The 11,393-nt window shown below is 46.3% G+C and carries 11 protein-coding genes; 5 read left to right on the top strand and 6 right to left on the bottom strand.

Going from position 1 to position 11,393, the window contains the following annotated elements; translation table 11 throughout:
• Positions 1–10: 10 nt before the first annotated feature.
• Complete coding sequence (gene ppc / locus YC6258_RS15180) at positions 11–2,629, top strand: phosphoenolpyruvate carboxylase (RefSeq protein WP_044617735.1); 2,619 nt, start codon at positions 11–13, stop codon at positions 2,627–2,629.
• Between the two features lie 71 nt (positions 2,630–2,700).
• Here ppc and YC6258_RS27375 read toward each other — a convergent pair whose 3' ends face one another.
• Entirely contained in the window at positions 2,701–3,273 is a 573-nt protein-coding gene (locus tag YC6258_RS27375) for a YajG family lipoprotein (protein WP_052830309.1), read from the bottom strand.
• A 116-nt stretch (positions 3,274–3,389) separates the two neighbouring features.
• Between YC6258_RS27375 and YC6258_RS27370 the strand changes: the two genes are divergently transcribed.
• A complete protein-coding gene (locus YC6258_RS27370; protein ID WP_052830308.1) occupies positions 3,390–4,163 on the top strand; it encodes a hydroxyacylglutathione hydrolase in 774 nt (257 codons plus the stop codon).
• Positions 4,164–4,169: 6 nt separating this feature from the next.
• On the opposite strand, the gene YC6258_RS15165 is transcribed toward YC6258_RS27370, so the two are convergent.
• A complete protein-coding gene (locus tag YC6258_RS15165) occupies positions 4,170–5,204 on the bottom strand; it encodes an NADP(H)-dependent aldo-keto reductase (RefSeq protein WP_044617734.1) in 1,035 nt (344 codons plus the stop codon).
• 85 nt (positions 5,205–5,289) lie between these two features.
• Here YC6258_RS15165 and YC6258_RS15160 point away from each other — a divergent pair, with 85 nt between their 5' ends.
• Together YC6258_RS15160 and YC6258_RS15155 are read left to right on the top strand one after the other, a co-directional pair.
• Positions 5,290–5,619, top strand: coding sequence for a hypothetical protein (locus YC6258_RS15160; protein ID WP_044617733.1), 330 nt, complete (start codon positions 5,290–5,292; stop codon positions 5,617–5,619).
• 45 nt (positions 5,620–5,664) lie between these two features.
• A complete protein-coding gene (locus tag YC6258_RS15155) occupies positions 5,665–6,207 on the top strand; it encodes a hypothetical protein (RefSeq protein ID WP_044617732.1) in 543 nt (180 codons plus the stop codon).
• Positions 6,208–6,220: 13 nt separating this feature from the next.
• Here YC6258_RS15155 and dnaQ read toward each other — a convergent pair whose 3' ends face one another.
• From dnaQ to YC6258_RS27365, 3 genes are read right to left on the bottom strand one after another with little or no spacing between them, the layout of a single operon-like run.
• Entirely contained in the window at positions 6,221–6,928 is a 708-nt protein-coding gene (gene dnaQ / locus YC6258_RS15150) for a DNA polymerase III subunit epsilon (RefSeq protein ID WP_044617731.1), read from the bottom strand.
• Positions 6,925–7,380 carry a ribonuclease HI gene (gene rnhA, locus YC6258_RS15145; protein ID WP_044617730.1) on the bottom strand — a complete coding sequence of 152 codons (456 nt, stop codon included), beginning with the start codon at positions 7,378–7,380 and terminating at the stop codon, positions 6,925–6,927. The genes dnaQ and rnhA overlap by 4 nt, the downstream gene beginning before the upstream one ends.
• Entirely contained in the window at positions 7,373–8,170 is a 798-nt protein-coding gene (locus YC6258_RS27365; RefSeq protein ID WP_052830307.1) for a methyltransferase domain-containing protein, read from the bottom strand. Before YC6258_RS27365 ends, rnhA begins: the two co-directional genes overlap by 8 nt.
• A gap of 311 nt (positions 8,171–8,481) precedes the next feature.
• Between YC6258_RS27365 and YC6258_RS15135 the strand changes: the two genes are divergently transcribed.
• Entirely contained in the window at positions 8,482–10,191 is a 1,710-nt protein-coding gene (locus YC6258_RS15135; RefSeq protein WP_044617729.1) for a lytic transglycosylase, read from the top strand.
• A 47-nt stretch (positions 10,192–10,238) separates the two neighbouring features.
• Here the strand turns inward: YC6258_RS15135 and sohB are convergent, their stop codons facing one another.
• Positions 10,239–11,249: a protease SohB gene (sohB, locus tag YC6258_RS15130; RefSeq protein ID WP_044617728.1), complete on the bottom strand. Its 1,011-nt coding sequence runs from the start codon at positions 11,247–11,249 to the stop codon at positions 10,239–10,241.
• Positions 11,250–11,393 lie beyond the last annotated feature (144 nt).

Here is an 11,393-nt window from a genome sequence, read left to right as displayed (position 1 = left end):
GGAGTCATTTATGAAGTTACCTGACCAACTGCATCAGGAAATCCAGAATCTTGGTGCCATCCTTGGGCAAACCATTGCAAAAGATCAGGGAGTAGAGACTCTTACCAAAATTGAAACCATCCGCGAACTGGGCAAAACCTCTCGGGATGATGAAGAAGCCTTCAAACAATTGTTCAACCAGTTCAACAACAGTAGCAATCATGAACTACTGGTGTTATCCCGTGCATTTGCAAAATTTCTGAATCTGGCCAATATCGCAGAACAGGAGTATGCCAACACCGTCGAAGGTGAAGAGTTAACGGGTAAAGAAAAAACCCGGGAAGAGTTTTTTGACAAACTCAAAGACAGTTCCCTCAGCAAAGAACAGATCCAAAAAGCCATCAATGCCCTCAGCATTGATCTGGTACTGACGGCTCATCCAACGGAAGTCAGTCGTCGGACCATGATTCAGAAATTCAATGAAATCAACCACTGCCTGCGTGGGAAACCTTTTGGCAGTAGTGTGCCTTCGGTCAGCAGACGTCTGGAAGATTTGATTACCCAGAGCTGGCATTCCAATGAAATTCGCTCCCAGCGCCCTACCCCGATTGACGAAGCCAAATGGGGTTTTGCGGTTATCGAACAAACTCTGTGGAACGCTGTTCCCCGGTTTATTAAAGAACTGAAATCTCAGGTCAAAGAGCACGCTGATATCGAACTGCCGGAGAATTTTTCGCCGGTTAAATTCTCCTCCTGGATGGGTGGAGATCGTGACGGCAATCCGTTCGTCACCTCTGACGTGACAGAATCAGTATTATTACTGGCACGTTGGGAAGCCGCTGATTTATTTATCCGGGACATAAAGAGCCTCATTGGAGAGTTGTCGATGACAACCGCCAATGAAGAATTAAAAGCAGCCACCCAGAACAGTGAGGAACCGTATCGCCATATCCTTAAACAGTTGCGCCAACAACTACGCGATACCCGGGCTGAACTCGAAGCAAAAGTTACAACCGGTCAATGGAATGAATCGAATGTAATGCATGATAATCAGCAGCTACTGGAACCATTATTACTGTGTTATCGCTCTCTGGTGGAGTGCGGCATGGATTCCGTGGCCAATGGCAAACTGATGGACACTCTGATCAGAGCACGTTGTTTTGGCATTTTTCTGGTCAAGCTGGATATTCGCCAGCATTCTGAACGTCACTCTCAGGTGATTGAAGAGATTACCCAGTCTCTCGGCCTTGGAAGCTATCAACAATGGGGAGAAGAACACAAGCAGGAGTTTCTGGTTAAGGAACTCAGCAGCAACCGGCCTCTGATTCCATTATCGTGGCAACCAAGCGATGATGTCCGGGAAGTACTCGATACCCTCAAATTGATTGCCCGACAAAATCCTGAAGCGCTCGGTATCTATATTATTTCCATGGCCAGCGAAGTCTCAGATGTTCTGGCCGTTCAGTTGTTACTGAAGGCGTGTGGGCTGACATTTAAACTGCCCATCGCACCATTGTTTGAAACACTGGATGATTTGAACAATGCTGAGCAGGTTATTCAAAAGCTGTTTGCCAATGTCGACTATCGTGACTACATGGATGGACATCAGTATGTCATGGTCGGATATTCCGACTCTGCCAAAGACGCCGGGGTTTTATCTGCGGCCTGGGCACAGTATCAGGCTCAGGAAAACCTGGTGAAACTCTGCCGGCAGGAAGATATCAAACTCACCTTGTTTCATGGCCGCGGCGGCACTATCGGTCGCGGCGGCGGCCCGGCTCATTCTGCGATTCTGTCACAACCTCCCGGGTCCCTGGCAGGCGGTTTCCGTGTGACTGAACAAGGTGAAACCATCCGACTGAAATTCGGCACCACCAGAGTGGCGCAAAAAAGCCTGGCGCTGTATGCCAATGCGATTCTCGAAGCCATGATTCTGCCACCACCGGAACCCAAAGCCGAGTGGCGCGAAGTGATGCATAAGCTGTCAGATCTGGCCTGCGAGCACTATCGTGATTATGTCAAAAGCAATGATCAATTTGTTACTTACTTTCGCCAGGCAACTCCCGAGCAGGAGTTGGGGCGCCTGCCATTGGGAAGCCGGCCTTCGAAACGGAAAAAGGACAACAGCATCGAAAGTCTACGGGCAATTCCATGGATTTTTGCATGGGCGCAAAACCGTCTGGTACTGCCGGCCTGGCTGGGGGCGACACAGGCTATCCAGGAGCTCTATGAACAAGGTGCCAAAGAGCCACTTCTGGCCATGAAAGAACACTGGCCGTTTTTCACCACCCGCCTGGATATGCTGGAGATGGTGTTCGTCAAAGCTGATCCCGCCATTTCGGCAATTTATGAAGAAATTCTGGTGGAAGATGCACTGAAACCCATTGGTGAAAGTCTGCGTACGCAACTTAAAAACGATCTGAAGTTTATTTTGGAGTTTACCGGCAAAGAAAGCCTCATGCAGAACGAGCCCTGGAACAAAGCTTCGATTCGCTTGCGCGCATCCTATCTGGCACCGTTGCACCTGATGCAGGTGGTATTGTTACAGAGATTAAGAGAAATGCCGGAAGTGGATAATCAGCATGTGATCACTCAGGCCATGATGATTACCATCGCAGGTATTGCGGCTGGCATTCGTAACACTGGCTGAAGCCTGGAGTATTACAGCTGCCCGGCCGTTAGCGCCGGACAGCTGTGCTTACTTGTCGACTACATGACCATTCATTGATTCAAAAAGTCTGCTACCTGTTGATCTGACAGCATCGCATTGACCATATCTGCAATCACCATATTCACCAGTTCGCTGTTCTTTTTATCACTCGGTTTGCCAAACATGGGTTGAACTCTGGTAGCGCCATAGCTCTTTGTGAACGTTTTGTTGGCACTGTTCATCTCAAAACCCAGTTTTCCCTTCACGACAATGTTGTCTTTCAATTGATCTACCGGAACAATTTCATAACTCAGCTCCAGCAGTTTAACCTGCCAGGTCACTTCCAGAGACATGGGATCAAAGATGAAGTTCCGCTGTGCCAGTTTGCGACTGATTTCTTCCTGCAGCTTTTTTTCAAAACCTTGTTCAAGGGTAATGACACTGGTTTCCGCATATACTCCGCCGCGACTGCCGAGAACCGGATCAGCGCGTTCGTCGGTCACTGTCAGTGCCACACTTTGCCCCTGCCCTAGTATCAAATCATCTGTAACCAGCGGTGGCGCGACAGCAATCTGCTGAGGAGTTTCAGCGCAGGAAACCAGTAACAGAGCAATCATTACAAAAAACAGCAACTTTATTCTCATTCGTCAACTCCCGGATATTTTTAGACGTATACTATGCATAACCAACAATAAATAAAAAAAAACTGCGAAACAATTACGTATCATATCTGCCAGTTGAATATTGAAGGGGAAGCATAATGAAAGTTGTTCGCTACTACGTTCCAAACTCTTATGACAACTACAACCATCTGTTGATTGATCCCGACTCCATGAGAGCGATGGTGATCGACCCTTTCAGTAAAACCCAGACGCTGGAAATGGTCGCTGCATTCGGAGCGACACTGGATGCAATTTATCTGACCCATGAACATGGCGACCATATTCGGGCCGCTGGCCCGCTGGCAAAACACTTCAATCTGCCTATTTATGGCAATGCTAAAATCCCTCTGGTTACCCAGCCAGTCAAAGACGGTGATGAAGTTTCCGTTGGCAATCAGACAGTCGTATGCTGGGAAACTCCTGGACATACTTTTCTGCATACCTGCCTGTACGGTAGTGATGAAGATGGCATCCCCTTCCTGATCACAGCAGATACTGTTTTCAATGCGGGTGTGGGTAATACCCATTCCGGCGATACTGAAGTATTGTTTCAGTCAATTGATAAAATCAAGGACCTGCTGGCAGATCATGCCAGGATTTACCCTGCTCATGACTACATGGAAAACAACCTACGCTTCGCCAGGAGTCTTGAACCTGGAAACAAAGCGATAGACCTATGGCTGGAAAAAGTTAAACAAACAGATGCCGAGTCAAGGCCAGTAACTGAGTGGTCAGATGAACTGACATTCAATCCGTTTCTGAGACTAGATTCAGCCGAACTCAAACAGTCAGTATCAGAAAGGCTGTCACGCCAGCTACCTACCGACCTGGAGGTTTTCTCATCCTTGAGAAAACTTCGTGATGAGTGGTAACGAGGTTTATGGGCAGGGATTAGAAACTTCCTGGTGAACCAATTCAATGGCAGCCAACACATCGTCATTCAACTCGACGTGAATACTGTCTATGTTTTCCCTTAACTGCTCCATTGTGGTCGCACCGATGATATTGGCCGTCACAAAAGGGCGACTATTAACATAAGCGAGCGCCATTTGCGCAGGACTCAACTGAGATTGCCGGGCGATATCAGCATAGCGTCGCACCACTGGCGTTACATGAGGATTGCTATAGCGTTTGAAGCGCTCAAACAGAGTTAACCGCCCATTGGCTGGTGTGCTATCAAGATATTTTCCAGACAGTACCCCGAAAGCCATTGGCGAATATGCAAGTAAGCCGACTTTATCCCGATGCGCAAACTCTGCCAGACCGATTTCAAAGCTGCGGTTTAAGAGGTTATAAGGGTTTTGGATACTTTGAATACGGGTCAATCCCTTAGTTTCGGCCAATTTCAGATATTGCGCCACTCCCCATGGAGTTTCGTTGCTGACACCAATATGACGAACCTTCCCAGCTTTAACCAACTCATCCATCGCCGCCAAAGTCTCGAGAATCGCAACCCGCTCACCTTCTTCAACTACCTGATAACCCAAAGCACCAAAGTTATTAACATGGCGATCCGGCCAATGCAGCTGATACAAATCGATATAATCAGTCTGCAGCCTCTGCAGGGAAGTATTAACCGCCTCCATAACATGTCTGCGACTCAAAGTAGCCGGTTCTCCCCGATACCAGGTAGCATCAGAACGCCCTATCACCTTAGTGGCCAGAACACATTTATGCCGATTACCACGGGCTTTAAACCAACTGCCTATATAACTTTCTGTTCGTCCCTGAGTATCTGCGTTTGGGGGTACAGGATACATTTCTGCAGTATCAATAAAATTGACACCATTGGAATAGGCATAATCCAACTGTTCATGCGCTTCTGCCTCTGTATTCTGTTCTCCCCAGGTCATCGTCCCCAGGCAGATTTTACTCACTTCAAGATCGGTTACCCCAAGTTTACTGTATTTCATTTCTTTCTCCTCGATCAGTGAGCCGATATAGCTGATATAATGGATGGTCTGATAACAGACCTTAGATCGTATACAGGATACCCATATGTCGCGCGTTAAAAAAACCCGCTCCCTAAAAAATAAACTGAAAATTAAAACCGGCTCGAAGAAATCTTTCATAGCCGCTGGTGAACTTGGCAAAATTCCAAGCAAGAATAAGTTGAGCAAACACAAAAAACGGCAGAAATCAGCCTACCAAAAATTTCTGGAACAGGAGAAAGTTCAGGATACTTCTTCAGGTACCAGCTCCCCCAAGCAAAAGAACTCTTTAGCTGCAGAACAAGATGCTCCCGTCAGCAAAGAAAAAGAAGTTCCGAAAGCAAAACAGTTCGATCAGCTCAACGACGATGAACTATGGCAGCAATGGGATAATTAATAAAACGATCTATACTGTGACCAGAACCACTGGCATGAGAAACATATGAGAGCTTGCGGATTTTTTCTATTATTCTGGATGAGCGGCATAGCCTGGGCTCAGGATTTCGGTGTGGCAGTCTGGGGGCAATCCAAACAGTGGATCATGAAAAATGAGACCAACCTGGACTTAACTCCTCCCGGTGAGGAAAACTATCTTGTTTATCAAGCGAATATTTCCGGCATCCAAAATGTGCGGTTAGTCTACTGGTTCAGTGACGGGCTATTAATAAAAGGGGGATTTCTTTTCACCAATGTCCGAACGGATGCCATCGCTGCAGTCAACCAGTTTGATCAAATTGCCAAGACGATTACTGGCATTTATGGCCAACCCGACGAATCAAATCAGCTCTGGCAGGAGGACTATCCCAATAAAAATGGCAGCAAACCAATTGCTCTCTTTGATGATGGGCTGATTTTGCAAACGGTCTGGCATACTTCAACAACCATTATCCGTCAACAGCTGGCCAACAAGGAAGGAAAGTTTATGCACCAACTAATCTACTCGCCTGCAAACCCAAATATCCTTACGGGCAAAGAAGGGTTTTAGCCACCGACAGCGCTCAATACTTCTTCCAGATCACCGCTTCAGATTTTCGAGTCATCATAGCCAAAAATTGATCATGCTCAGCAGCTTCTGCAGCGGAAGCCGCGATAACAGGCAGTCCCGAGCCATCAACCGCAATCCGCTCGACTGCCTGATGGTCGCCATTCTGCTGATCTTTGTAATCCTCATTCGATAGAGACAGTGCCGTCTGGCCACCGGTCATCATCAAATAAACATCAGCAAGAATTTCAGCATCAAGCAAGGCGCCGTGCAACTCCCGATGACTGTTATCTATGAAATATCGCTTGCAGAGGGCGTCCAGAGAGTTTTTTTGACCAGGGTGTTTTTCGCGCGCCATCACCAGCGTATCAAGTACCGTACAGATATCACGCGTGGCCTTTGGGGCACCTGGTATCCGGCTGAACTCCATGTCCATAAAGCCAATATCAAATGGCGCATTATGAATAACCAACTGGGCACCGCGGATAAACTCGATGAATTCTTCAGCGACCTGAGCAAAGAGGGGCTTGTCGGCCAGAAATTCATTGGTAATACCGTGAACGGCGATCGCCTCCTGCTCTACTTCCCTTTGAGGATTAATATAGACATGAAAGTGATTTCCCGTGAGCTTACGATTAATCACTTCAACACAACCGATTTCAATAATACGGTGTTCATTAGGACTGATACCGGTTGTCTCAGTATCTAATACAATCTGTCTCACGCCATTCCTCTCCTCTGCATAACCTGTTCAACCCCCTGATTGGCCAGCTGATCAGCCATTTCATTACCGGGATTACCGGCATGGCCTTTCACCCATATCCAGTGAACTTTGTGAAGGCTGTTCAGTTCATCCAGCTGTCTCCACAGATCTGCATTCTTCACGGGCTTTTTCTGGGAATTTGTCCAATTCTTTTGTTTCCAGCCAGTCAGCCACTCCGTGATGCCTTTTCTGACATAGGTTGAATCAGTATATAAGTTAACTTCACATGCCCTTTTAAGGGTTTTAAGGGCTTCGATAGCAGCCTGAAGCTCCATTCGGTTATTTGTGGTGTCAGCTTCACCACCAAATAGTGATTTATCAGTGCCTTTATAAGACAGATAAACCCCCCAGCCACCAGGCCCGGGATTACCTTTGCAGGCACCATCAGTATATATTTCAACGATTTCAGACATCTTTGGGACTATTAATCTCCGGTGCGGTTATTGGGGATTTTGGACTGGATTGAGGTAACCATTCAAAATTTCGGTGAATCAAGCCTGCTACGCGCTTCTGAGCAACCAGTATATACACCGCCCCAGCTCTTGGCAGCAGCACCCTGAACGCACGATCAAACCAGTTGAACCGCCTGAGGGTGCTCGCTCGGGTGAACGCTGGGCGATGCATCAGGGAATATTGTTCTACGACTTCAAGGTTCAGTAATTCCAGCCATTCTGCCACTCTGCCTGCCCTGATGAACCTGCCTATCCAGGGAACCTGCGATATCAGCGTCCCTCTTAACTTTCGGGCCAACCACAGACTCGCCGGATTAAAACCAACCACTACCAAATGCCCGTTTGGCATCAGCGCAATACTGGCTTCCCGGACTGTCTGATAAGGTGCCTCACAAAAATCAAGGGTATGATGAAGAATAATATGGTCAATTGAATCTGGCTTAAAAGGCAACTGCTCCGGCACCCCTCTAACCAAGGGACAAGGTGCCCGGTTTTCTTGTTGGCTATACAGTGTACAACACCCTATCGGTGGGTTACTGAGCAGTGGAGCATATAACCCCGAGTCAATCTGTATTAAATGATGCCCAAGCTTATTCTTAAAAATGTTGTCCAGGCATTTACGCTCAACTCTTAACAACTCCTGGCCAAGATCTGAATCAAACCAATGGTGCATCAGAGCCTCTCTGATAGCCGGTTTCATCTTGGCCAGTGCAGAGATCTTTTTTAATGGCTTAGCCAGAATGCTTACCACCAGTAACTGCCCCCATGTTCACACATTTGAATAAAAATTCATCAACAGAGTCAATTAACATTAAAAAAAATCCTACTGACACGACAATTTGTGTAATATTTCGAACCTCGTAAATATGAGTCGCGTCCATCCGGTGCTTTTAGAATTCTCTTTCATGCCAACTGGAATTAATTGCGACTCAAATATTTATAAACTATAAACAGTCTACCAAAATGACAACTTTATTCCTGCCTAAGCAGTGAAATATCAAGAATGTTATATTTTGGTCGAGATATTGTCTTTAACTATTTGTTTTAATTAAAGAAAAATTCATGATCAGAAACTACTGGTACACGCTCATTTGTGTTCAATTTCTCTTCATTCTGACAGCCTGCCAAACTATTGGACTACAACAAGAACAGAATTCAAATTCAGCAGAGTCACTGACAAAAGATTCTGCTCCCGGTGAAATCAATACATATGACGAACAGGCTACCGGTCAGACAGAGAAAACGGATGAAACAACGGAAGACCTTAACACAACTCGATACATCAACGCGCTAAAACAACTGAATACCCGTCTTGATGGTAGTCAATATGAATATGCCAACATTCCTACATTGTATCCAGATGACTTATGGCTGGATATGCGCAAGCTGTATTCTCTCGATATATATCACGATGATCCCCGAGTAGAAGCTCAGTACAACTGGTACAGCAAGCACCCGTCTTATATGACACGAGTCAGCGAGCGCAGTAAGCGTTATATATATTACGTTGTCGAACAATTGAAAAAACGTAATATGCCTGGCGAAATCGCATTGCTGCCGATTGTTGAAAGCGCCTACGACCCTTTTGCCTATTCTCATGGCAGAGCGTCCGGAATGTGGCAGTTTATTCCTGGTACAGGCAAGATATTCGGCCTCAAGCAGGACTGGTGGTACGACGGCAGAAGAGATGTCGTTGCCTCGACAGATGCTGCCCTGGACTACCTGCAAAGTCTTGCCAATCGATTTGAGGGAGACTGGCTACTGGCCCTGGCCGCATACAATTCGGGTGGAGGAACGGTTTCCAGAGCAATTCGAAACAACAAACAAAAAGGACTGCCAACTGACTTTTGGTCACTTTCATTACCCAAAGAAACTTCGGCGTACGTTCCCAAATTGTTGGCCCTGTCCAGAATTGTCTGGGATACCCGGACCGCTGGCGTAACTCTTCCAACACTTTCAAAAAACCCCTACTTTGCTGCAGTGGATACCGGTAGCCAGATCGATCTGGCACAGGCAGCGGAGTTGGCGGAAGTAGAACTCGATGAACTCTATTTACTGAATCCAGGTTTCAATCAATGGGCGACCAGTCCTGATGGACCTCACCGTCTCCTGGTTCCAATCGAAAATGCGGAATTATTTGAACAGCGGCTGGCAGAAATTCCAGTCAAACAACGTGTAACATGGAGTCGGTACACAATCAAGTCAGGTGATACCCTGAGTACCATCGCCGAAAAATTTGGCACTACTATCGATGTGATACGTAATGCCAATCACATCAGCAACAATATTATTGTTGCAGGCAAAACGCTTATGATTCCATCCTCTTCACTGGACAAGAATCGCTATACCCTCAGCTCAGACAATCGTCTGGCAAGCCGCCAAAGTTACAATCCGGATTCAAAATCAAAGACCAAAGTCGTTCATATCGTTGAAACCGGAGATTCATTCTGGGAAATCAGTCGGAAGTACAAAGTGGGAACGCGGGAACTGGCCAAATGGAACGGTATGGCGCCCACAGATACTTTAAGAGTTGGCCAGGAGCTCGTTGTTTGGGTGGATAAGAACAACCAAATGGTAGCCATGGCCAATACAGGGGGTCGCAACATTATCCGCAAAGTCGGCTATACCGTCCGATCTGGAGATTCTCTGTCCAGCATCGCCAGTCGTTTTAACGTCACGGTATCCAGTCTTCGAAAATGGAACAGCTTTGACAGTAAATACCTGCAACCCGGTGACTACATTACAATTTACGTAGACGTTACTTCAAATTAATCACAAGAAGCAGCTCCAGTGTCGTTCCGGAGCTGCGTTTCCACTCTTTACTTTTGCCAGTTCCAGATCTGACTAAACTTTGAAAAGGACTCTAACACTCCTTGACTGGCCGAATGCATCAGACGCTCAGGGATCGCTTTTTTTCTGCGATAAATGACTTCAAACACATCAGCATTGGCACTCAAGTCCATCAGATATTGATCACTGGTACCTATCTTATCGACCAGTTTCAAATCTAACGCTTCTGCCCCCATCCAAAATTCACCGGTTGCTACTTTATCGATATCCAACTGAGAGCGGTTTTTTCGTACAAATTCCTTAAAAAGCTGGTGCAGCGCTTCGAGCTCCTGTTTGAACTTTTCACGACCTGCTTCCGTATTCTCTCCCAACATCGTTAAAGTCCGTTTAAATTCTCCCGCGGTATGTAGCTCCACATCGATATCATTTTTCTTTAGCAGACGATGAAAATTAGGGAGTTGAGCCACCACTCCGATGGATCCAATGATGGCAAAAGGCGCAGACAATATCTTATCTCCCACACAAGCCATCATATAACCACCGCTGGCTGCCACCTTATCTACACAGACAGTCAATCCAAGACCTTTCTCTTTGATTCGAGTTAGCTGTGACGCAGCCAATCCATAACTATGCGCAGCCCCACCAGGGCTTTCCAGCTTCAGTACAACTTCATCTTTCTCACTGGCAACTGCCAGAATTGCAGAAACTTCCTCACGAAGATTAGAGACCGCAGAAGCTGCCATATCCCCTACAAAATTGATCACAAAAACTCTGCGTTTTGCAGGTTCCGACCGCTTTCGGTTGGCCTTCTCGCGCTTCTTTTCCTCTTTATTGATCTTTTTTTGTTCTTTTTTATCCAGCAAAATCTGGCTAATCTGCTTTTTATATCCATCCAGGCGGTCATTCAGCTTGTAAATCTCCAACTGTCCCTTCCCTGCCTTCTTTTGCTTGCTTCCAGCCGACACCAGAATCATTACAATAAAACCAAATGCAATCACCAAAGTGATTGTCTTCAATAGAAAAATGCCATACTCAGCCAATTTGTGCTCCTCAGCTCATCAATAATTTCTACAACCTATTTTTATGACCTATATTCATAATCCAGAATATTTTCAAACAACCGTTTGAATTTAATCAGCCAGACTGTCTAGAATAACAGCCTAATTACATCATGACTAAAAGAG

Origin of the sequence: Gynuella sunshinyii YC6258, from assembly GCF_000940805.1 — a bacterium.
In the GTDB taxonomy this organism is placed as follows: domain Bacteria; phylum Pseudomonadota; class Gammaproteobacteria; order Pseudomonadales; family Natronospirillaceae; genus Gynuella; species Gynuella sunshinyii.
This window is presented reverse-complemented; position numbering and strand designations above follow the sequence as displayed.